Source organism: Bacillota bacterium, from assembly GCA_030705925.1.
Lineage (GTDB): Bacteria > Bacillota > Clostridia > Oscillospirales > Feifaniaceae > JAUZPM01.
Genome location: JAUZPM010000010.1, coordinates 1 through 22,244, shown reverse-complemented (window position 1 = coordinate 22,244; position 22,244 = coordinate 1). Strand labels below are relative to the sequence as shown.

21 protein-coding genes and 2 riboswitches are annotated in these 22,244 nt (G+C 39.6%); of the genes, 14 read left to right on the top strand and 7 right to left on the bottom strand.

Annotated elements, in window-relative coordinates:
* The first annotated feature begins 430 nt into the window (after positions 1-430).
* The 3 genes from Q8865_02880 (at position 431) to Q8865_02870 (ending at position 4,675) form a co-directional block, all read left to right on the top strand.
* Positions 431-1,261, top strand: coding sequence for a glycerophosphodiester phosphodiesterase family protein (locus Q8865_02880; GenBank protein MDP4152373.1), 831 nt, complete (start codon positions 431-433; stop codon positions 1,259-1,261).
* A gap of 101 nt (positions 1,262-1,362) precedes the next feature.
* On the top strand, positions 1,363-2,721 hold the full coding sequence (locus Q8865_02875) for a sugar transferase (protein ID MDP4152372.1): 1,359 nt from the start codon (positions 1,363-1,365) through the stop codon (positions 2,719-2,721).
* A gap of 54 nt (positions 2,722-2,775) precedes the next feature.
* Positions 2,776-2,859, top strand: a riboswitch (cyclic di-GMP riboswitch).
* Positions 2,860-2,920: 61 nt separating this feature from the next.
* Complete coding sequence (locus tag Q8865_02870) at positions 2,921-4,675, top strand: S-layer homology domain-containing protein (GenBank protein ID MDP4152371.1); 1,755 nt, start codon at positions 2,921-2,923, stop codon at positions 4,673-4,675.
* Positions 4,676-4,788: 113 nt separating this feature from the next.
* On the opposite strand, the gene Q8865_02865 is transcribed toward Q8865_02870, so the two are convergent.
* Genes Q8865_02865 through thpR form a run of 7 tightly spaced genes read right to left on the bottom strand, consistent with a single transcriptional unit; the run spans position 4,789 to position 10,444 of the window.
* Positions 4,789-5,514, bottom strand: coding sequence for an ABC transporter permease (locus Q8865_02865; protein MDP4152370.1), 726 nt, complete (start codon positions 5,512-5,514; stop codon positions 4,789-4,791).
* Positions 5,511-6,116 (bottom strand): ATP-binding cassette domain-containing protein, encoded by a 606-nt coding sequence (locus Q8865_02860; protein ID MDP4152369.1) that lies wholly within the window; start codon positions 6,114-6,116, stop codon positions 5,511-5,513. Before Q8865_02860 ends, Q8865_02865 begins: the two co-directional genes overlap by 4 nt.
* Entirely contained in the window at positions 6,116-7,024 is a 909-nt protein-coding gene (locus Q8865_02855; GenBank protein ID MDP4152368.1) for an ABC transporter substrate-binding protein, read from the bottom strand. The genes Q8865_02860 and Q8865_02855 overlap by 1 nt, the downstream gene beginning before the upstream one ends.
* Positions 7,021-7,587 carry a UbiX family flavin prenyltransferase gene (locus tag Q8865_02850; protein ID MDP4152367.1) on the bottom strand — a complete coding sequence of 189 codons (567 nt, stop codon included), beginning with the start codon at positions 7,585-7,587 and terminating at the stop codon, positions 7,021-7,023. Before Q8865_02850 ends, Q8865_02855 begins: the two co-directional genes overlap by 4 nt.
* Positions 7,584-8,453, bottom strand: a complete 870-nt coding sequence (locus Q8865_02845; protein MDP4152366.1) for a 4-hydroxybenzoate octaprenyltransferase — start codon at positions 8,451-8,453, stop codon at positions 7,584-7,586. Before Q8865_02845 ends, Q8865_02850 begins: the two co-directional genes overlap by 4 nt.
* Positions 8,443-9,879, bottom strand: a complete 1,437-nt coding sequence (locus tag Q8865_02840; GenBank protein ID MDP4152365.1) for a menaquinone biosynthesis decarboxylase — start codon at positions 9,877-9,879, stop codon at positions 8,443-8,445. Before Q8865_02840 ends, Q8865_02845 begins: the two co-directional genes overlap by 11 nt.
* 28 nt (positions 9,880-9,907) lie before the next feature.
* Positions 9,908-10,444, bottom strand: coding sequence for an RNA 2',3'-cyclic phosphodiesterase (gene thpR / locus Q8865_02835; protein ID MDP4152364.1), 537 nt, complete (start codon positions 10,442-10,444; stop codon positions 9,908-9,910).
* A 145-nt stretch (positions 10,445-10,589) separates the two neighbouring features.
* Positions 10,590-10,690: riboswitch (THF riboswitch) on the top strand.
* A 75-nt stretch (positions 10,691-10,765) separates the two neighbouring features.
* Here thpR and Q8865_02830 point away from each other — a divergent pair.
* The 11 genes from Q8865_02830 to Q8865_02780 form a co-directional block, all read left to right on the top strand.
* The gene (locus tag Q8865_02830; GenBank protein MDP4152363.1) at positions 10,766-11,305 is read left to right on the top strand and encodes a folate family ECF transporter S component; all 540 of its coding nucleotides are present in this window, start codon (positions 10,766-10,768) and stop codon (positions 11,303-11,305) included.
* Between the two features lie 131 nt (positions 11,306-11,436).
* Positions 11,437-13,167 carry an ABC transporter ATP-binding protein gene (locus Q8865_02825; protein MDP4152362.1) on the top strand — a complete coding sequence of 577 codons (1,731 nt, stop codon included), beginning with the start codon at positions 11,437-11,439 and terminating at the stop codon, positions 13,165-13,167.
* Positions 13,168-13,190: 23 nt separating this feature from the next.
* Entirely contained in the window at positions 13,191-15,068 is a 1,878-nt protein-coding gene (locus Q8865_02820) for an ABC transporter ATP-binding protein (protein MDP4152361.1), read from the top strand.
* A 76-nt stretch (positions 15,069-15,144) separates the two neighbouring features.
* Positions 15,145-16,581, top strand: a complete 1,437-nt coding sequence (gene proS / locus Q8865_02815) for a proline--tRNA ligase (protein MDP4152360.1) — start codon at positions 15,145-15,147, stop codon at positions 16,579-16,581.
* An 18-nt stretch (positions 16,582-16,599) separates the two neighbouring features.
* Positions 16,600-17,259, top strand: a complete 660-nt coding sequence (locus tag Q8865_02810) for a hypothetical protein (protein ID MDP4152359.1) — start codon at positions 16,600-16,602, stop codon at positions 17,257-17,259.
* Between the two features lie 3 nt (positions 17,260-17,262).
* Positions 17,263-17,847 (top strand): hypothetical protein, encoded by a 585-nt coding sequence (locus tag Q8865_02805; protein ID MDP4152358.1) that lies wholly within the window; start codon positions 17,263-17,265, stop codon positions 17,845-17,847.
* A gap of 26 nt (positions 17,848-17,873) precedes the next feature.
* Positions 17,874-19,112 carry a serine hydroxymethyltransferase gene (gene glyA / locus Q8865_02800; protein MDP4152357.1) on the top strand — a complete coding sequence of 413 codons (1,239 nt, stop codon included), beginning with the start codon at positions 17,874-17,876 and terminating at the stop codon, positions 19,110-19,112.
* Positions 19,113-19,166: 54 nt separating this feature from the next.
* On the top strand, positions 19,167-20,009 hold the full coding sequence (locus Q8865_02795) for an Mrp/NBP35 family ATP-binding protein (GenBank protein MDP4152356.1): 843 nt from the start codon (positions 19,167-19,169) through the stop codon (positions 20,007-20,009).
* Between the two features lie 13 nt (positions 20,010-20,022).
* Positions 20,023-20,628: a TatD family nuclease-associated radical SAM protein gene (locus Q8865_02790; protein MDP4152355.1), complete on the top strand. Its 606-nt coding sequence runs from the start codon at positions 20,023-20,025 to the stop codon at positions 20,626-20,628.
* A gap of 148 nt (positions 20,629-20,776) precedes the next feature.
* Positions 20,777-21,787, top strand: coding sequence for an energy-coupling factor ABC transporter permease (locus Q8865_02785; protein ID MDP4152354.1), 1,011 nt, complete (start codon positions 20,777-20,779; stop codon positions 21,785-21,787).
* Between the two features lie 29 nt (positions 21,788-21,816).
* The coding region (locus tag Q8865_02780) for a cobalt ECF transporter T component CbiQ (GenBank protein MDP4152353.1) at positions 21,817-22,244 on the top strand (428 nt) is incomplete at its 3' end.

Sequence of the window (22,244 nt, the reverse complement as noted above, 5' to 3'; positions counted from 1 at the left end):
ATTGTTCATCTCCAGTAATTTAACTTCGATTGCTTAATCCTACAGAATCAAATACATTTCTATATATAATCGTACATTATTGCTAAACGGAGAATCATCCACGTTACAGACAGTGCCCAAATAGACGCTGAAACCGCCCGTGCAAAACAAAATTCGGTTGATTTTTCCTATTTTTCCATTTCATATTATAATAATAGCACAATCGACTATATTTTCAATGTTACACCACATATTTTAATGAATTATCAGAGACTTTTTATTGAAAACCAATATTACATCCGACTGATCTCATTACGGAGTATCCGCTTGACTTGTAGCCCATGAAAAAATCTTATAAAAAATGTTGGGAATGTGCTGAGAGTTTCTTTTAGGGTTGAATCCAGTTATAATAAAATATAAACTAATCGTTATAAGAATAGGGAGTGTTACAATGAATGAAGAAGCCATAAAAAAAATGCTTAAAGAAGAGAAAGCAAAAAAGAATATTTTGATTGCAACCCATCGGGGAGCATCCGGCGGTAATATTATAGAAAATACGGCATGCGGCTTTGATGCTGCCATAGCAATGGGGACAGATATTGTCGAAGCTGATATCGCCCAAACTTTGGACGGCGACCTGTTTGTAATTCATGATACAATGGAGGATAGGTTGTTTCGTGTTAATAAGAATATTCGTAAAATGACAACTAAAGAGGCCCGCGAGTTAAGATATATAAACCAAAATTGCACTGTTATGGCTGAAGGTCTCAATACGTTTGACGAAATACTCGAGCATTTAAAGGGGCGGTGCCTGATAAATCTTGATCGGTGCTGGTATTGCTGGCCCGCAGTTTTTAAAACTTTGAAAAAGCACGGGATGAATGAACAAATCATCTTAAAAAGCCCGCCAAAACCTGATTATCTTAATATTTTGTCAGCTTGTGATGTTCCTTTTATGTACATGCCGATCCTAAAAAAGACAGAAGATTTAGAAGTCGTTAATAATGCCGGGGTAAACCTTGTTGCTTTGGAATTAGTATTTAAAACGGAGGATAATCCACTCGTTGACGATACGTTCCTACTTGAGCAAAAAAAGCGTGGTCTTCTGATTTGGGGAAATGCAATAACACTTGACGAATTTACACAGCTTGCAGCGGGTCATGATGATGATTCGTCTATTTTAAAAAATCCTGATGAAGGATGGGGCTATTTTGTAAAGAAGGGCTTTGACATCATCCAAACCGACTGGCCTTCTCTGTTACATAATTATCTTCGCAAATAGTGTAAATATTTAAACGCTTCTACGCCCCAAATACAATATTATTGTAGTGTACATTTAAATATGGTATTATGTGAATATAAAATTCTTGGGGAGTAACTTATATGCTCAAGGGCAGAAATTCATTATTATTAAAATTTCTTGTCTTTATATCTGATGCAGCAATTCTTTTCTTAAGTGCATCAGTTTCAGCAATATGCCTTAAAATCTGGTTATACGGGCCTATATTAACGCTATCGGTTGTGTATGGGATAATCATATTTCCCCTTATGCACGCCATGGGGCTTTACGGAAATACAAACCGGAAACGTATAGATATATTTTTATCAGTGATTTTATCAAGTCTGGTTTCTATTTTATCTACTTTAATCATCGGCAAGATATTATCTCCGGAGTATTTTTCAAATCTTTATATACTACTAACCGGCTGTGTAAATTTTGTTATAATTTTAATTTGGCGAATTCTTTTTTCTAAAATGTTCATTAAGTTTGTAGGAAAAGAAACGATGCTTGTAATCGAAGCAAAAAACGTCGATAACAAGATGGCAAGGAAAATAAAGTATTCCTGCTTGGATATGTTTGACTCATGGTATACTCAGATCGATACTGAGGATTTTGAAGCTTTCGAGGAATTTTTGAAAACCGAATTCACACATTATCAGAACATATTTATAACTAATACACTCCCGTCAAGGTATAAAAGACACCTGATGGCTGAGGCTATTGCTGCCGGGAAAGAAGTCTATCTTCTGCCAGAATTGTATGACATCAACCTGATTAAATACGAAACTGTACAGTTTGATGATACGCCATCTTTCCATATTAAACATTTTGGTCCTACAGCCGGACAAGCTATTATCAAGCGAGGTTTTGATATCGTTGTGGCTTCTGCAGGGTTAGTTTTGCTTTCTCCCCTAATAGGTTTAATTTCATTAGGAATAAAAATTTCATCACCAGGGCCTATTTTTTATATTCAAGATAGAATTACAAAGGGAAATCATATATTTAAGATTCATAAATTCAGGACTATGATTAAGGATGCTGAGAAATTTTCCGGCCCCATTCTCGCATGTGAAACAGACCCGAGAATAACGCCGTTCGGAAAATTTTTGCGTCGAGCCCGCCTTGACGAACTTCCTCAGCTTATAAATATTCTTAAAGGAGATATGAGTCTTGTCGGTCCGCGTCCCGAACGCCCGTTTTTTGTTGAGCAGTTTTGTCGTACAATAAAAAATTACGATAAAAGATATGTCGTTAAGCCTGGGCTTACCGGGTATGCACAGGTTTATGCAAAATATAACACCGATGTATCAGACAAATTGATTTTTGACTTAATCTATATACGTGAATATTCATTTTGGCTGGATATCAAAATATTGCTGTTAACCTTAAAAGTCATTTTTCAGAAGGATGCCTCAAGTGGAATAAAGGATAAGCAGGTTGAAAATAAATTTGCTAAATAATACAATAAATCTCTTGACAAAATATTTATTAGACGATATTATATTAATGTATAATTATGTTAATAGCAGAGCTATTGAAAAATAGCGACGCAAAGCTAAAGGGTCTAAACCCATAGGGTATGACAGCCAGCTGCCGTAATTTTGAACTTGTGTCAAAATTGCGGTTTTTTTATTTTAAAGGTTATTTGGAGGGAATATTATGCGAAAATTAATTAGCTTTATCCTCGTTTTATGCTTGGTGGTTTCTATTTCTCCTATTTCTGCCTTTGCTTCATCAACTCAAATCGACGATTATGCCGTGTATGTAAGTAACGGTCTTGATATGACTGTTGGAAACGGTTATATTGAAGGAAACGTTATTGTAAGTGGAGGCTCAGCCAAGTTTCTTGATTGGAAAGCCGATGCTTTAAAAAGCGGAACCACATATATCAACTCAGGAGTTTCTTTTAATTATGATAACGGAAATGCTTATTACGAATCTCCGTTAGAGGCATATGTTAGAACTGGGGTTATCAAGCCAAATTCTAGCGTTTCTGTTCCGTCATATTCGCAGGACGTCGAGGCTCCTACCGGCATCCCGCTTACTTCTAAAACACTCGACGTAAAAAACACCGCTGTAAGCGTTCCTGGGAATGCCTATTATGGTACGGTATCTTTAAGCGGCAACAATCCTACATTGAATATAACAGCCCCGTCAGGTTCAACAACTTATGTGGTAATTGACCAATTGACACTTGATTCCAACTCTTTCTTAAACATTGTAGGCGACGGAAATGTTGTTTTATATGTTGGCAATATAACTCAAGTTACATCAGGTAAGAATAAAGGCACAATATCATTCAACAAAAGCGGCAACCCCAGTCAATTATTTGCATATTTTGCTCAGTCAACAGCATTAAGCCTTAATAATTTCGGAATGAAGGGTACTCTGTATGCCCCTAATGCTTCCATTACTTTAGATGGAAATAACCCAATCGGAAGTTATAACGGTCAGAGCATCCATATCTTTGGAGATATTTATTCAGATAAGCCGGCGTCAATCGGTTCTAATATATGCGTTGTCGGCAGTCTATACCTTCCTAATACCAATGTTGTACTGAGCGGCAGTTCAACAATATATGGTTCAGTGTATGCAGCATCACTTGCTATGCAGGGTAGTTCCAGTGTTCGCAAGGCAAGCGCTCCCGCTGGCACAGTTAATTTTAATTTATCAGTCAAAGACCCAAATGCAACTCCAGACGAACCTGATCCCGAGTTTCCAACCATTCCTAAAAAGGATATAGTTCTTTCGTTTAACTATGCTTATCTTTACGGATATTCATATGGTGAAGTAGGCGCAAATGATGAAATCAAGCGTGAAGAAGCCGCCGCTATATTATATAGAATATTAAAGCAAAACGATCAGCTTGGCGATTTTGTTCCTCCGTCTGTTCCGACATTTTCCGATGTTGGGCTTGGAACGTGGTCATATAACGCAATGGAATATATGGGCTCGCAGGGGGTTTTCGGAAGTAATAAAAAAGTAAATCCGTATCAGCCGATAACAAGAGGCGAAATTGCAAAAATGGTTTCTTTGACCCTTGGGTTACAGCCTAACATGGGTGTATCCATGCCTTTTACCGATATAGATACATCAAACCCGAACTACATTTATATAAAAGCTCTATATGATTCGGGCGTTTTCTATGGTAGAACAGCAACAACTGTTGCGCCGGAAGAGTATATGACAAGAGCTGAATATGTAACGATGATAAACAGGCTTATCGGCAGAACAACTGCGCTTTATGATATATCCAATCAGTCGTCTCCATTCCCGGATCTTGTAGAAGGATCATGGTATTATAACGACATCATGCTTGCATCACTAGGGTTCTCACCTGTTCCCGGTGATGACGGCAAATATAAAGTTGATCCGGCATATAAACCCGATAGATCTACTATTGATTACAATTAATCTCTGAACAGGCTTATCGGCCCCGTTTTTTGATAACAATAACATCCGGCGTTAGACATACTCTCATATAAAAAGGTCTTCTGATGAATTGTAGAACATCAGAAGACCTTTTACTATTTAGTTTTCTTCCATGGACAAAGTAACTTTTCCATATAATCAAGCAAAGCTGTAAGTACAAAACCAATAAACGCAAGAAGTATTATGCCAAGATACATATGCGGGTAATCCAGACGCATCCACATATCCATTATAAAAAATCCCATTCCATATCTGGTTCCGAATGTTTCGGTAAAAAACAAAACCGAAATTGCTGTTGCAAGTCCAATTCTTATAGATGTAAATATCTCCGGCAAAGATGCAGGCAGTATAATATCTGATATTATCCGCCTCTTAGGTGCCCTAACTGTAAAAAAGGGAATAAAATATTCTTCAGGAATAGTCTTGACGGAATCGCGAACAGTCACTATTACTTGAAAGATCATAATAATAACAATAATAAAAATTTTAGAAAACTCTCCAATCCCGAAAATAAGCATTATTAAAGGAAGCAGCGCGATTTTAGGAATTGGGCTTACAAAATATGCGATCGGTGATAACGCTTTATCCACCTTATTAAAGTACCCCATAAGTATCCCTGTTGGAACGCCGATAAGTAAAGAAATCGCAACACCGGTAAAAATCCTTAATATGCTGAAAGCACAGTGTTCAAACAAAAAATTGCTGCCGTTAAATAATGCCATAAAAACCGATGTAGGTGCAGGGAAAACCGATTTATTTACCAAAGCCGCGCAAGCCTGCCATACTAATATAATCAAAACCCAACCGATTGTTTTTTTCACACAGCGCCTCTATCCGCAAGGTTTATTACCCTGCCATTTATTGCGCGTGCTTCATCATGATTATGCGTTACTAATACTGTAGTTATGTTTTTATCCTTTTGCATCTTTAAAAACAGCTCTATTATTTCATTCTTTGTATCTGTATCGAGTGCGGAAAACGGCTCGTCCATCAAAATTATATCAGGATTGAAAAAGAAAACCTGGCCAAGCAAAACCCTTTGATACTGTCCGCCTGAAAGGTTTAAGGGATAAACCTCCGAATATCTTTCTAAACCCAGCTGTTTAATAAGTTCTAGTGCTGCATTTTTATCAACTGGTCTGCGATCGGCACTAGTTAACAATACAATGTTCTCATATACCGTTTTCCATGGTAAAAGACATTTATTCTGAGGTATAAAGCCAATCCGTGCACCTATCCCCACATCGACCCTTCCTTTTACGCCATTATGCAATCCCGCAATAATTTTTAACAGCGTCGATTTTCCACAGCCGGAAGGTCCGATAACCGTTATTATTTCGCCCTTTTCTATATCGAGTTTAAAATCCTTTAAAACAGGCGTATCCGGATAATAATATGCCTCATCTATATTTATATGAATCATTATATTTCTTTCTCAAGTTCTTTGTATGAATACTGTTTTTGAATCATCTTCTTATCAAAAAGCCATTGCATTGCTCTCTCAACTTCCTGGTTTTCCGGCAGCTTTGATTTTTCATATTTTGGAAGTTCTGCATTTCCGACTGAATCCGGAAGTCCAAGTTCACTTATAACTTTATTAATATAATTCTCTTTAGGGTTTTTTGCGATATACTCCACCGCTTTGTTATATGCTCTATAAAACTCCCTTATATCTTCACTTTTATTATCGATTGCGTTTTTAGTGAAAAGAATAACACCAGGGTTGATACCGAGATCTGATGAAGTTCCAATTAATGTGGCTCCCGCAGAGACAGCCGAGCTGACGTAAGGTTCCGGAAGAGTAACCGCAGCTATCTGGTTATTCATCAAAAGTTCAAGCCGGGACGGGATTTTAGGAACGGCAGTTTTCTGCACAAAATAAGGGTCTACCCCCTCTTTTGTCAAAATGCTGTCTGTTACATATTCAATTATCGTATTGATGCTGAGTCCTATTTCTTTTCCCTTAAGGTCCTGAGCGGTTTTTATGCCGGAAGCTTGTGAAGCAACAAGTCCATACTTGCCGTTTGTTTTTGAGGTAATATAAGCTTCGAAGCCCCCGTTACGTTCAAGGCAAACGGCTAATACATCCGATATGCAGCCATCCATATTTCCGCTTATAAGAGCACTGTCACGGTCAACCGGGCTTTTATATATATCGATTTTCACATTCTGATTAAAAAAGCCCTGTTCTTTTGCAACAATTATCGGTATAGAATCAAAATCAGGCATTATCCCGACAGTTAAAGTTTGTTTGCTTTTTTGTGCCTCACATCCACTTAATATACCAATAATAATTACTGCGAAAAGAAACAATGATATTTTTCTCTTCATTTCTGCCCTCCCCATTTCATGTATAATGTGTTGTCAACCCCTGCATATTTTAATATTCTGCCCACAAGACTGTTGATAATATCGTCAGCAGAAGCAGGTTTTGAATAAAACATCGGCATTGGCGGCACGATATAAGCACCTGTTTCAGCAAGCGTCTGCAAATTCTTCAAATGTATTGCGTGAAGCGGTGTTTCACGCGGCACAATAACAAGCCTGCGTTTTTCCTTTAAGCAAATATCTGCTGCGTGCAAAAGCAGTGTATCCCCAATTCCATTTGCAAGTTTCGCCGCTGACGCCATCGAACATGGAATAATCACCATACCTTCGGTGTCAAATGAACCGCTTGCAACACATGCAAACATGTCTCGGTTGTCATGAACTATAATTCCATTTTGAGACTCTATAAAATCCTTAAAGGAGATCCCTGTTTCAAACTCAAATACCCGCAAACCGTTATCTGTAATAATGATATGCAGTTCGCGGTATTCCTTAGCACACTCAATGAATCTTTTTGCAAGTACAGCACCGCTTGCACCGGTTATTCCCAAAATTAGTCGTTTCATAAACGTCCTCCCATAACAAAAAAGTCTGTCAGTGCAAAAATAAAGAAAATAATGCTCACTAGTTGGTTTATATGGTATGCGATAAAATTCATCCTGCTTCTGTTTTCAGGTTTGACTCCTTTATGTTCAATAAATAACAGCATAGAAACAACCGCAAGACCTAATATATAAAAAACTCCGCGCTTTAGTGCAAAACAAAATATCAGTAACAACAATACAGCAGCAATATGAGATAATGCCGCAATAATGCGGGCACCATTAAGCCCAAATTTAGCAGGTATTGAATGGAGTCCCTCTTGTCTGTCGAAATCAATATCCTGAGTAGCGTATAGAATATCGAATCCGGCAACCCACATGCATACCGCTGCTCCTAGTAGAAGAGAAGGGAAAGTAATCTTTCCGGTCACAGCTATCCATGCGCCGACGGGTGCTCCTCCGCAGGCTGCGCCAAGTATGTAATGGCATAGCCATGTTATGCGTTTTGTATATGAGTAAAAAATAAAAAGTGCAATTGCGAAAGGTAAAAGTATAAGACATAGGATATTGAGTTCATATGCCGCTAGCGCCAAAATTGCAAAACAAAAGATCATGACCCCATAAGCTTCTGATAGCTTGACTTTTCCTGCAGGAAGGTGTCTTTCTTTTGTTCGTTCATTTTTTTTGTCAATATCACGGTCTGCGATTCGGTTAAACGCGTTTGCACCGTTACGCGCGCCTATGAGCGCAATAAGTATCCAAAAAAACACCCTGAGCTCAGGCAAGCCGTTTGCCGCCCAAATCATTGCCATAAGTCCGAACGGAAGTGAAAACACCGTATGAGAAAACATGACGAGACCGCCGTATTCCTTTAATTTATTAAATACCATAGCTTGTCCACCTTTTGTCTACCTGTCTTTTTATCCCCTCACTCATCTCAATATCATCAGGCCAATCCCGCATATAACCTTCTGAAGGCCATTTCTTAGTTGCGTCAATGCCCAGCCGGTTTCCTACAAATCGCATAGGTGATGCATGATCTAGAGCATCTAGAGGTCCCTCTGATATAACCATGTCCCTTTTAGCGTCTATATTATTGAACACTTTCCAAGCGACAGTAGAATAGTCATGAGGATTTATATCCTTGTCCACAACGATGATCATTTTTGTATACATCATTTGCCCCGTGCCCCAGAGAGTATTCATTATTTTTTTCGCGTGAGCAGGATATCGCTTGTCTATTGAAACTATTACACAGCCGTGGAATACGCCTTCAAGCGGAAAGCTCATATCTACTATTTCAGGTGCCGTCAGCCGAAGCAGTGGCAAAAATATCCGTTCAGTCGCCTTACCTAAATAACAGTCTTCCATTGGCGGCTTTCCTACCACCGTAGCCATATAAATTGGGTTTTTCTTTCGTGTTATCTTTGTTAGATGGAAAACCGGGTACATATCTTTTTCAGAATAATAGCCGGTATGATCTCCGAAAGGCCCTTCTTCCTTTAATTCGTTTGCATCGACATAACCCTCAAGCACAAACTCGCTTTGTGCCGGCACAAAAATATCGTTCGTAAGGCACTTTGTCATTAACACCGGCGCTTTTCTTAAAAATCCGGCAAACATCATTTCGTCTATCATCGAGGGAAGCGGAGCAGTCGCGGCGTATATAGTCGCCGGGTCACAACCAATTGCAACAGAAACAGGCATTCTGCCCCCTATCCTGCGGTATTTTTCATATATTGCTCTGCCATCTTTATGAAGATGCCAGTGCATGCCAGTAGTTTTATTGTCATATACTTGAAGTCGATACATCCCCACGTTCTGCGCTCCGGTTTCCGGATCTTTTGTAAACACCAGTGGCAGTGTAATAAAACGCCCCCCATCTTCAGGCCAGCATTTTAAAATCGGAAGTTTTGACAGATCCGGCTCTTCCGAAACTTCCTGGCACGCACCATGCGAAACCTTTATCGGGAAAACGGAAATAAGAGAGGCAAGCTGCGGCACTGATTTGATCTTATCTGCAAGCGTAATATAATTGCTTATATCGAGAAGCTCGGTAATCCTCGATGAGACATCATCAAGTTTTTGAACTCCAAGCGCCATACTCATCCGTTCAAAAGTGCCGAATGTGTTTATCAGAACCGGAAAATCAGAGCCCTTTACTTTCTCGAATAAAAGCGCAGGTCCAAAAGCTTTCGATACCCTATCAGTAATTTCAGTTATCTCAAGCTCAGGATCTACTTCACAAGATATTCTTTTTAAAAGCCCTTTCTTGTCAAGGGCATTAATAAAATGACGAATATTCCTATATGCCATGCAAGCCTCCTTATTAAGTGACGAGATATTATTTTAATATTTTAGAGTAAATTTCCGTATATATCAATTTCCCGCCAATCCGTTCTGACTTCATAAGACTTATTTTTTCTACTGAAAAGTTTTGCTCCGGCGCTGTATTTGAATATTTTTTTATATCAAACTCAGGTGGCATTTTCGCTCTGCGGCAAAGCGTCAAATGCGGCTTATAAGCTCTTTTCTCTATTTCAAACCCTCTTTTTTCAAGTTCACCAGTTAATTTATTATATACAGATATAAGGCTATCATTTAACGTTATGCCTGTCCATAAAATACCGCCGTCTTTCTGTTTGAAAGTTCCTATGCCCCCGATTTTAATGTCAAACGTGAGAGCATCAATAGTATTTATTGCTTCTTCAATATCAATAATTTTCGAAGAAGGAACCTCTCCGATGAACACAAGCGTTAGATGAAGATTGTCACGTGTTGTATAATTGCCGGAAACTTTTTCACCTTTTAGGTGTTCCATTATTCCGCAAAGAGAATCCTTAGTCTGTTCATTAAAATTTATTGCAATAAAAAGCCTCATTTATGCCCTCCATTTTATATTAAGTTTTATGCTATCACACCATGAATTTTCTGTCAATTAAAGTAATAATAAGAATTATGTTGATTGAACTACCTAATGTGGTATATAATAGATATGCAAATTGAATAGCTATATCTCTTGGGATAGCAGAGTAGAATTTTGCGCGTCAAGTGTCAGATGGACGGGGAGTTGCCTTCTGAACGAAAAGCCTAATGGCTTGCGGTGCAAATTTCGCATCCCGCTGCTGCATTAAGAGGATTTAACCTCTACATGTAGCAAATTGCAGGGTCAATTTGTAACAATTTATGTGGAGGTATTTTTATGTCTGTCTGGATCAATTTTAAAAACTCTTTTAAAAACCTTACCAACACAAGATCGCTTGTGTTTGGGGCATTATTTATCGCATTGAATGTGATACTTACACGCTTTTTATCATTTGAAAACCAGTTTGTGCGTTTTAGCCTCGGCTTTTTGCCGGTGGCATTATACTCTATGATGTTTGGGGCTATCCCTGGTGCCTTTGCCGCTGCAATTGGAGATCTTGTTGGTGTTTTTCTGTTCTCAAAGGGTGCTTTTTTCCCAGGATTTACTCTCAGTGCCTTTATCAGCGGAATTCTTTATGGCCTTTTTCTTTATAAACGAAAAGTAACAGTATTAAATGTTACACTTGTGACTTTAATAATCACACTGCTGATTGATTTGTATTTAAATACCGTCTGGCTTACGATGCTTACCGGTAAAGCGGCTGCAGCATTTTTAGGTTTGAGAATAGTAAAAATCGCTATTATGTTCCCAATACAAGTGTTCCTTATTTATGAAATGGATAAACAAGTTTTGCAAAAACTTAAAATCAAAGTTTAATAAGAAATATTCGCAAAGCGTTGCCCCGCCCCGGAGGCAGCGCTTTTTATTTTTAAAATTAGAAACGTTGCATTAAGTATATAATTGTAATATAATTTTTTATGTATGTTAGTGTAAGAGAGGGAACAATCGTGAAAAGATTACTGCGATACCTTAAAGGGGTATGGCTTATTGTCATACTCTGTCCTTTAGTAATGGTCATTGAAGTGCTGTGCGACCTTATGCAGCCAAAGATTCTTGCAGGTGTAATAGATGTCGGGGTCGCAAACCATGATATTGCATATGTCTATGATAAGGGGCTTCTGCTTATTCTTCTAGCCCTCGCCGGAATGGTGAGCGGACTTGTTTGTGTTATTCTGGCAACCCTAGCCTCTACCCATTTCTCTTATAATTTAAGGCTTGATCTATTTAAAAAGATTCAGTCATTCGACTTTAAAAGTATAAATAAAATTGGAACATCTTCATTGATTGTCAGAATGACGAACGATGTGGTTGCACTTCAGGATATATTAATGCAAGCGCTAAGAATGATGGTACGAGCTCCGCTGCTTTTTATAGGCGGAATTATCATGGCAGTTACCATCAATTACAGGTTGGCGCTTGTTTTGCTGTTTTCAGTTCCTGTTCTTGTGTTAGTGATACGTTCAACAATAATGCGAGGTTTTCCTTTTTTTAAACAGGTCCAGAACAAGCTTGACGGATTAAATAATATAATCCGTGAGAATCTGCTTGGCATACGTGTTGTTAAAAACTATGTCAAGGAAGATAAGGAAACAGCCCGGTTTGCGGATGAGGCTGACTCACTTGCAAATATAAATATACATGCAAACCAGATCATGGCGCTTATCGGCCCTGTAATGAATTTGGTTATGAACATTACCATCGTTGCAGTTTTATGGTTCGGCGGGTATCTATTTAAAAGCCATTTAATAATGTCCGGCTCAATAATATCATTTATTACATATATAACTCAGATCCTTTCAGCACTCACGATGCTGTCTATGATTCTTATTAACATATCAAGGGTCAAAGTATCCGTTAATCGTGTAATAGAAGTACTAGATACAGACCCATCTATTGAAGGCCCTTCTCTTCAATCATTTAACCTGCCTAAAGTCGAAAGCGGAGAAATAAAGTTTGAAAACGTCAGTTTCACTTATAACGCCGGAACAAACGAGGATGTTTTAACAGATATAAATTTAAATATCAAAAGCGGAGAAACAGTCGCAATACTCGGCGGAACAGGAGCCGGAAAATCAACACTTATTAATCTTATACCACGGTTATATGACCCCGTAAAAGGCATAGTAAAAGTCGGAGGTCACGATATAAAAGAATATTCTATTAAGCACTTGCGTGAAAACATATCAATGGTTATGCAGTCAATAATCCTTTTTACAGATACTATTAGAGAAAACCTGTTAAAAGGTGATGAAAACGCAACTGAAGAAGACCTTTTCAAGGCGTGTGAAACCGCCTGTGCAGAAGAATTTATAAATCAGCTTCCTGAAGGACTAGACACTCTTCTCGAACGCGGCGGACGCAACTTATCCGGAGGTCAGCGGCAGCGTCTGTGTATAGCCCGCGCACTTGTTAAAAAATCCAAGATTATTATATTTGACGATGCGCTAAGCGCTGTAGACACCACAACTGATGCAAAAATAAGAGCAGGCATTAAGAAAAACTATAAAGATATTACATGTATTATAATAACACAGCGTATACTTTCTGCTAAAAATGCAGACCGGATTTTTGTCCTTGATAACGGAAAGCTAGCCGCTGAAGGCTCGCATGACGAGCTTTTGAAAAACAGCTCAATTTATAAAGAAATATACAGTTCTCAGCTTGAGATGGAATTATAATACGATAAGTCAGGGGGTGCATCATGGTAGAGAAGAAATTTGAAAAATATAACAGTGCTTCAGGACAACAGGATTTTTCTAAAGTCGTGCGTCAGGGTTTCGGACGAGGCGGCGGTCGCGGCGGGCTTAATTCGCCAAGGCTCACGGTCGAAAAGCCTAAAAACGCTTGGAAGACGATCTATAGAATAATGACCTATTTAAGCAAAAGAAAGCTTCCGTTATTCACAGCACTATTTTTAGTAGTAGTAGCGTCAGCGACATCGCTCGGAGGCTCCTATCTTATCCGTCCGATTATAAATGACTACATCATACCCGGCGACTTAAAGGGTCTTGCAAACATGTGCCTTGTCATGGCAGGGGTCTATGTCATAGGATCAATTAGCACTCTTATTTCAAACCGTATGCTCATTCGAATTTCTCAACGCACAACAAATGAGATGCGCAAAGATTTATTTTCAAGGATAGAGCTTATGAGCGTAAAATTCTTTGACAACAATTCTGTCGGCGATATAATGAGCCGCTTTACAAATGATCTTGAAGGTGTAAATTCAGCGCTGAACCAGAGCATATCCGCGCTTTTATCAGGTATCCTCAATACTGTAGGCACCATAATACTAATGCTGGTCATAAGTCCCCCTTTGGCGCTTATTTCATTTGTCTCGATACCACTAATCAGCTTCGTGACGTCAATAATCGCGAAAAAGACACGAAAAATATTCGGAAGTTATCTTTCAGCGCTTGGGCAGGTGAACGGCTTTACAGAGGAAACGATATCCGGTCAGTACGCTATTCAGATGTTTACTCAGGAAGATCGCATGATCGGCTCATTTGAAAACTATATAGAAGAGCTTCGAAAAAGCAACTCAAAGGCACAGATATATGCCGGTCTTATAATGCCGTTTGTAAGAACAATAAACACATTTTTTTATGCACTGACGATTTTTGCGGGCGGTCTTCTCGCTATTTCAGGAAAAATCGACATCGGTGGGATAGGCTCATTTATGAAATATGCCCGCCAGTTCGGTCATCCAATAAACGAAATCGCAAATCAGTTTAATTCACTTCAAAGCGCAATTGCGGGAGCAGAGCGTGTCTTTGCAACTATGGATCTTCCAAATGAATATGAAGATGAAGAAGCCGCCATCCCGATAAATAATATAAATGGCGACATTATGTTCAAAAATGTCAACTTTTCGTATATTGATGGGAAACCTATACTAAAGGGTATTGATATTAACGTAAAAGCCGGTCAGAGAATCGCTATTGTAGGTCCTACCGGTGCGGGAAAAACTACAATTGCCAATATACTTATGCGTTTTTACGATACTGAATCTGGTATGATTACAGTTGATGAAATCCCGCTGGAAAAAATCAAAAAGCACAGCCTCCGTGAAAATTTCGGCATAGTTCTTCAGGACACGCACCTTTTTTCAATGAGCATAAAAGAAAATATTCGTTACGGTAAACCTGAAGCTACAGATGATGAAGTCATAAAAGCCGCTCAGCTTGCAAATGCGGACAGGTTCATACGCCAACTTCCAAACGGGTATGATACGCCCCTTCAAAGCAGCGGTACAACGTTAAGCCAGGGACAGCAGCAGCTTATAAACATTGCACGGGCATTTTTGATCGATCCGCCAATGTTAATCCTTGATGAAGCAACTTCCAACGTAGATACAAGAACTGAAGTTCAGATACAAAGCGCCATGAAAACCCTTATGCAGGGCAAAACCTGTTTTATTATTGCTCATAGACTTTCAACAATAAAAGACTGTGATATGATTTTAGTCCTAAACGATGGTGAAATAGTGGAGCGCGGAACACAAAATGAGCTTGTAGAATTAAATGGTCTTTATGCTCAGCTTTATAAGGGCATTTATGAGGATTTTGATGCAATCTAATAATTGACTTTTATACTGTCCATACATTATAATTTTTAATTATGAGTTAATAAAAATGCTGAAAAGAGGAATTGCATTGGCAAAGGAAAAAATGGTAAGTGAGATTACCTCAATGGAGGAAGACTTCGCCAAATGGTATACAGATGTAGTTAAAAAAGCAGAGCTTATTGAATATTCATCTGTCCGAGGATGTATGATTATCCGACCTTATGGTTATGCAATATGGGAAAACATTCAGAAAATCTTAGATGATAAATTTAAAGAGCTGGGACATGAAAACGTCTCTATGCCTATGTTTATTCCGGAAAGCCTTCTTGAGAAGGAAAAAGACCATGTTGCCGGTTTTGCCCCGGAAGTTGCATGGGTTACAATGGGCGGAAACGAAAAGCTTACAGAACGTTTATGTGTCCGTCCAACCAGTGAAACACTATTTTGCGAGCATTATGCTAATATAATACATTCATATCGTGATCTTCCCAAACTTTATAACCAATGGTGCTCTGTCGTAAGATGGGAGAAAACCACACGTCCATTCCTCCGTTCTGTTGAGTTTCATTGGCAGGAAGGACATACGATGCATGAAACGGCGAAAGAAGCAATACATGAAACAGAGCAAATGCTTAACGTGTATGCAGACTTTGCAGAAAATTACCTTGCGATCCCTGTAGTTAAAGGTCAAAAAACCGAAAAAGAAAAATTTGCAGGCGCTGTCGCAACATATACCATAGAAGCTCTTATGCATGACGGAAAAGCTTTGCAAAGTGGAACTTCTCACTATTTTGGCGACGGATTTGCAAAGGCATTCGATATTAAATTTACAGACCGTGAAAATAAACTCACAAACCCATTCCAAACTTCATGGGGATTGTCTACTCGTATAATCGGCGGAATAATAATGACTCACGGAGATAACAACGGGCTTGTTCTTCCCCCTGCCGTCGCTCCTATTCAAGTAATAATAATTCCGGTCGCTCAGCATAAAGACGGCGTATTAGAGGCGGCAACAGCAGTGTTAGACCGTCTGAAAAAAGTCGGCATACGCGTTAAAATGGATGCAAGCGATAATTCTCCGGGCTGGAAGTTTGCAGAATACGAAATGAAGGGCGTTCCATTGCGCCTTGAAATAGGTCCGAAAGATATAGAGAAAAACAGCTGCGTCATTGTCAGCCGTGACAACCGCGAAAAGAATTTTGTTTCACTTGATACTCTCGAAGCAGCTATACCTGATCTGCTTAAAGGTGTCCGTGACAGACTGTATAACAGCGCCCTTGAAAACCGGAAAAACCGCACATTTGATGCTTCAACATTAGACGAGATGATTGAGATTGCCAACACTAAAAACGGATTTATCCGTGCAATGTGGTGTGGAAATAAGGAATGCGAAGAAACACTTAAAGAAAAAGCGGGCGTAAGTTCGCGGTGTATCCCGTTTGACAGCAAGCCTATCGGCAATACTTGTGTCTGTTGTGGGAAGCCCGCTGATAAGCTTGTATATTGGGGAAAAGCATATTAATCGAAAGGAAGTTAATAAATGGATAAGCAAATGCAAATAAAAATTGCAGCGCTGGCCCTTGCAGTTATCTTGATTGTTGCAATAATATCACTGTTTGCCGGCGGCGGCGAACTGCTTGCCTATGCGTCAAACGACGGGATGGTAGTTGCAAACTCAAAAAGCGGCAAAGTAATTGTTAAGGCAAAAGACACCAATGCAGATTCTCCTGTAATAACAGCTAATAAAAGATACGTCGTGTATAAAAGCGGATTTACTCTTTATGCTCTCCGGACTAAAGGCGGAGCCAAAGCTGTGAAACTTGTAGATACTGTCGGCTCCTTCACAGTGTCCCAAAATGGCAGTACAGTATATTATGCGCCTTATCAAGGTCAAGGTATTTTTTCTATAAGGATCGGTAAGGATAAAAAACCGGTTACAGAGATTAAGCCAAGCGGTTTTATTGTTCAGAACATGCATTTTGCCGGCAATCTTCTTTGCGCAGAAAAATATATTAAGGATAATGTAACAGGAAAACTTACTGAGGCAAGTATTTCCGGATATAATCTTAAGCAGAAAAATGAAAAGATACTTGTGCCATTCAAGGCAGCGACTGCAAGCGATCCCGGAGTCGCTCCGAAAATTATTGGCGTTACTGCCGATAGAAGACGTATATATTTCTTTGATTATCCTGAATTTTAAGCTATGGCGGCAGACGGAGTATCTCTAGGATGGGTCGATGTCAAGACTTCTAAATCCACCATCATACCGAGAACTGATTTTGCCTTATTGCCATTTGACGGCAACGTCCGCATTATTGAAAACAGCACAACTAAAGTTGCAGTTTCCGCCGGATTCGGCAAAAATATCGGCGAGGATAAGAAAGCCGGGATATATGATACTGAGAAAAAAGCATTTAATCCAATATCTGACACTAATCTAGTCAGTGCATATCCTGCAACCTCTGCCGACGGAAAAACATTTTATTACTCCGCAATGCAAAAAGGTTCTGCCAAAGCTAACGAATTTAAGGGAACAAGGCTTTATAAAGTCCCTGCTGCCGGCGGAAAATCCGATAAATTCACTCAGGACAGCGATTTCAGCGACTATGCGCCAGTTCCTGTAAACGGCTCTGTTCTGTTTGCCCGTCAGGCAAAAGATATGAGTCTGAGTATCTGGACGACTAAAGGCGGAGAGCCGAAAAAAATTGCTGATAACGTAAAGGCACTCACAAATTATTATGAATACGGATATTATAATTTTGATAAAATTTTTACTATCCATAAGTAAAAAATAAATATAAGGGATGTAGAAAAATGCAGTGTATTGATACAGTCAAAAAGTATGACGACGTAGTAGGCAGTATATTAGAGCGTGAACTGAAAAGACAGCAGCGCAATATAGAACTGATTGCAAGTGAAAACTTCGTAAGCGAAGCGGTAATGGCTGCCGCTGGATCACCGCTTACTAATAAATATGCGGAAGGTTATCCCGGAAAGCGTTATTATAACGGCTGCGAACATGTTGATGAAGTTGAGAACGTCGCTATCGAACGTGCTAAAGCTCTTTACGGCGCAGACCATGTGAATGTTCAGCCACACAGCGGAGCTCAGGCAAACAGCGCAGTATATGTTGCACTCTTAAAGCCTGGTGACACTGTAATGGGAATGTCCTTGTCAGAAGGTGGGCATTTAACACACGGCTCCCCTGTCAACTTTTCCGGGCTTTATTTCAACTTTGTTTCTTACGGCGTAGACCCTGTAACTCATAGAATAGACTATGACAAGCTGCTCAGCACCGCTAAAGAATGCAAACCAAAACTTATCGTTGCCGGCGCAAGCGCTTATCCAAGAGCAATCGACTTCAAACGCCTGTCTGGAATTGCAAGTGAAGTCGGCGCTTATCTTATGGTTGATATGGCTCATATTGCCGGGCTTGTTGCGGCGGGGCTTCATGAAAACCCTGTTCCATATGCTGATATTGTAACGACCACAACACATAAGACTCTTCGTGGCCCCCGCGGCGGCATGATAATGTGCAAGGAAAAATATGCAAAAGCTATTGATAAAAGCGTATTTCCAGGCACACAGGGTGGTCCGCTTATGCATATAATCGCCGCAAAAGCGGTTGCTTTCGGCGAAGCTTTAAAGCCTGAATTCAAGGAATATCAAAAACAGATCGTTTCAAATGCAGCAACACTCGCAAATGCGCTTCTCACCCAGGGTTTTGACCTTGTAAGTGGCGGAACAGATAACCATTTGATGCTGGCTGACTTGAGGCGTTTAAATATCACAGGCAAAGAAATGGCTAACAGGCTCGATGAGGTTTATATAACTGTTAACAAAAACACCATACCTGCAGATCCGCAAAGCCCGTTTGTAACAAGCGGCATTCGAATTGGAACACCGGCAGTCACATCACGAGGTTTTAAGGAAGACGATATGATCAAGATTGCAGAGCTTATGAAAATTACTGCAACCGACGAGTTCTTTGAAAAGAAACAATATATAAAAGACGAAGTCGGCATATTGTGCGCAAAGCATCCGTTATATTAAAATACAATGCGCTTTGGAATGCCAAAGCGCATTTTTGATTAGGAGATGATTTTTATGCCGGAGGAAAGAAAATGTGGCAGCGGCAGCTGTGATAAATCCTCATGCGAAAACTGCAAAAAAAATTCAGAAAGTTTTATAGAAAAAGTCAACGCTTACAGCACTGTTAAAAAAGTAATAGGCGTTGTCAGCGGCAAAGGCGGTGTCGGAAAATCTCTTGTCACCGGGATGCTTGCCGTTTTAACAAGACAAAAAGGTTATAACGTCGCCGTGCTTGATGCTGATATTACAGGCCCGTCTGTGCCTAAAATGTTCGGCATCACAAAAAATGCAGAGGGTAACGAACTTGGTTTGTTACCGGCTCGCACCGAAACAGGCATATCCGTTATGTCAATAAATCTTCTTTTGCCTAAACAGGACATTCCTGTGATTTGGCGAGTCCCCATTATTGCAAATACTGTAAAGCAGTTTTGGACTGATGTTCTATGGGGCGATGTGGATTATATGTTCATCGATATGCCGCCAGGAACCGGAGATGTTCCGTTAACAGTATTCCAGTCTATTCCGCTTGATGGTATCGTTATCGTTACCTCCCCGCAGGAACTTGTATCTATGATAGTCAAAAAAGCATATAACATGGCCGAACAGATGCATATCCCTGTTCTTGGCATAGTTGAGAATATGAGCTATGTCAAATGTCCTGACTGCGGCAAAGAAATAAAAATATTTGGCGAAAGCCACATAGAAGACACTGCAAAAAGCCTTAACACCAAGGTTTTAGGAAAATTGCCTATTGACCCGGCAATTGCAAGCCTTTGTGACAGAGGTTTAATCGAAAAACTTGACAGCGATAAACTCCCGGATGCAGTAAATGCCGTTGAGGCTTTAATTAAAAATTAGAAGGATTAATAACATGTCTGCTTTTACTATTGCCTACCCTTTAGGCAGCTCATTATATGTAAATGTGACCAACCGCTGTACCAACAGATGCACTTTCTGTATACGCAATACCCCCTCAGGGGTCGGCGATGTCGACCTATGGCTTACTCACGAACCGACAGTGAAAGAGATGCTGGCGGCGATAACAAATGCCGGGCTTGATAAATATGATGAACTTGTATTCTGCGGTTACGGAGAGCCGATGATGCGCTTCGAAGACTGCATGGAAATTTGCAGCGAAGTTCGTAAAATTAGCAAGATACCGATAAGGATAAATACAAACGGCCATGCAAACCGTATCGCTGGGCGGGATGTCACCCCTGAAATGCAAGGACTTGTCGACATAGTATCCATAAGTCTAAATGCGCCTGATGCCAAAAGCTATAATGATATATGTAAATGTATATATGGCGAAGACGGATTCTATGAAATGCTCGATTTCACAAAAAAGGCAACTCGTTTTGTTCCAAAGGTTATAATGAGCGTTGTTGACGTGATAAGCCCTGATAATATTGAAAAGTGCAAAGCAGTTGCCAAAAACTGCGGCGCAATTTTAAGAGTACGCCATTATTCGGAATAGTAATAATGTTTGTTTATTAACATTTGTTCAATTTGATTGACTTAAATGATACATTATGCTATATTTTTGTTTAAGATAAATAAAACGTAATAATTATCAGAATGAGAGACTGATAATTTAGTTTGTTTATATCTAGGGGATGTTAAACATGCATATGGCCGATTCATTGATTTCTCCGGCAGTCGGCGGCGTTATGTGGGCCGCATCTGCGGGAGTAATAGCATATTCCGTAAAAAAAATAGAAAAAGAAATGGACGAGAAAAAGGCTCCTTTGATGGGAGTGGTGGGGGCCTTTGTTTTTGCTGCCCAAATGATCAATTTCACTATTCCCGGGACAGGCTCAAGCGGACATATAGGAGGAGGCATCCTTCTTGCGGCGCTTCTCGGGCCTTATGCAGGCTTTTTGACTTTATCAGCAGTTTTGATTATACAAGCGCTGTTTTTTGCCGACGGCGGACTTCTGTCTTACGGATGCAATGTTATAAATATGGGTTTTTATGCATGCTTTATAGCCTATCCGTTTATATATAAATGGATAACTAAAAAGGGCATGTCGACAAAACGAATATTTACTGCTACAATCGCTTCATGTATAGTCGGACTTCAGCTTGGCGCTTTCAGCGTTGTTCTTGAAACTTTGCTGTCCGGGAAAACTGAGCTTCCTTTTGGAACCTTTGTTGCCTTGATGCAGCCTGTCCACCTTATTATCGGAACGATTGAAGGTATTATTACAGGCGCCGTTGTTTCATTCGTTTGGAAAGCAAGACCTGAGATTATAGAAAGTTCGGTTTCAGGAAAATTGATGGGAAAAACAAGCATAAAAAATGTAATGATAGCTTTTGCTTTACTAGTTGTTATAACAGGCGGAGTTTTCTCTTGGTTCGCCTCTAAAAATCCTGACGGACTTGAATGGTCTATAAAGAAAATAACAGGTTCCACAGAAATTCAGGCAACCGATTCTGTACACAAAAAGCTTGAAGACGCACAGAAAAAAACCGTTTTATTGCCTGATTACGGTTTTAAGACATCTGATAAATCTGAAGCCTCCTCAAATGCTGGTGCCAGTGCTTCCGGTCTTATAGGAGGCGGGCTCACTCTTGCCCTAGCGGCGGGTGTTGGAATAGTTCTAAGCAAATCTAAAAACAAAAAAACACATTAGGGCACTAATTCTGCCATTATAGGAGCGCCATGTCTAAGGTATCAGATTCGCTATATAGCCTAAGGCTTTTTGATGATTTGTCTCGCAAAAAAACTTTCATACATGACATCCATCCACTGTCGAAACTATTAACAACAGTGGTATACCTTATTATCGTAGTTTCTTTTGGCAAGTACGAGATTTCTAGACTTGTACCGTTTATTATTTATCCTATTTTGCTGTTTTCGCTCGGAGATATACCTATCCGCCCGGTTTTAAATCGTGTATTATTCGTTTTTCCCTTCATTTTTTTTATTGGCATCTTCAGCCCAATTTTAGATAAACAAATGGTTGTTTTTTATGGAATCAGCTTTTCTAAAGGCTGGTTTGCATTTTTGTCAATAATGTTCAAATGTCTGTTAACAGTGACTGCTGCTCTTCTTTTGATTGCAACAACAGGCATGGACAAGCTGTCAAT

Excerpts from the sequence above, each read along its gene's own strand:
- Q8865_02880 (MDP4152373.1), top strand. The coding sequence starts at position 431 with ATGAATGAAGAAGCCATAAAAAAAATGCTTAAAGAAGAGAAAGCAAAA.
- Q8865_02875 (MDP4152372.1), top strand. The coding sequence starts at position 1,363 with ATGCTCAAGGGCAGAAATTCATTATTATTAAAATTTCTTGTCTTTATA.
- Q8865_02870 (MDP4152371.1), top strand. The coding sequence starts at position 2,921 with ATGCGAAAATTAATTAGCTTTATCCTCGTTTTATGCTTGGTGGTTTCT.
- Q8865_02860 (MDP4152369.1), bottom strand. The coding sequence starts at position 6,116 with ATGATTCATATAAATATAGATGAGGCATATTATTATCCGGATACGCCT.
- Q8865_02855 (MDP4152368.1), bottom strand. The coding sequence starts at position 7,024 with ATGAAGAGAAAAATATCATTGTTTCTTTTCGCAGTAATTATTATTGGT.
- Q8865_02850 (MDP4152367.1), bottom strand. The coding sequence starts at position 7,587 with ATGAAACGACTAATTTTGGGAATAACCGGTGCAAGCGGTGCTGTACTT.
- Q8865_02845 (MDP4152366.1), bottom strand. The coding sequence starts at position 8,453 with ATGGTATTTAATAAATTAAAGGAATACGGCGGTCTCGTCATGTTTTCT.
- Q8865_02840 (MDP4152365.1), bottom strand. The coding sequence starts at position 9,879 with ATGGCATATAGGAATATTCGTCATTTTATTAATGCCCTTGACAAGAAA.
- thpR (MDP4152364.1), bottom strand. The coding sequence starts at position 10,444 with ATGAGGCTTTTTATTGCAATAAATTTTAATGAACAGACTAAGGATTCT.
- Q8865_02830 (MDP4152363.1), top strand. The coding sequence starts at position 10,766 with ATGTCTGTCTGGATCAATTTTAAAAACTCTTTTAAAAACCTTACCAAC.
- Q8865_02820 (MDP4152361.1), top strand. The coding sequence starts at position 13,191 with ATGGTAGAGAAGAAATTTGAAAAATATAACAGTGCTTCAGGACAACAG.
- Q8865_02810 (MDP4152359.1), top strand. The coding sequence starts at position 16,600 with ATGGATAAGCAAATGCAAATAAAAATTGCAGCGCTGGCCCTTGCAGTT.
- Q8865_02805 (MDP4152358.1), top strand. The coding sequence starts at position 17,263 with ATGGCGGCAGACGGAGTATCTCTAGGATGGGTCGATGTCAAGACTTCT.
- glyA (MDP4152357.1), top strand. The coding sequence starts at position 17,874 with ATGCAGTGTATTGATACAGTCAAAAAGTATGACGACGTAGTAGGCAGT.
- Q8865_02795 (MDP4152356.1), top strand. The coding sequence starts at position 19,167 with ATGCCGGAGGAAAGAAAATGTGGCAGCGGCAGCTGTGATAAATCCTCA.
- Q8865_02790 (MDP4152355.1), top strand. The coding sequence starts at position 20,023 with ATGTCTGCTTTTACTATTGCCTACCCTTTAGGCAGCTCATTATATGTA.
- Q8865_02785 (MDP4152354.1), top strand. The coding sequence starts at position 20,777 with ATGCATATGGCCGATTCATTGATTTCTCCGGCAGTCGGCGGCGTTATG.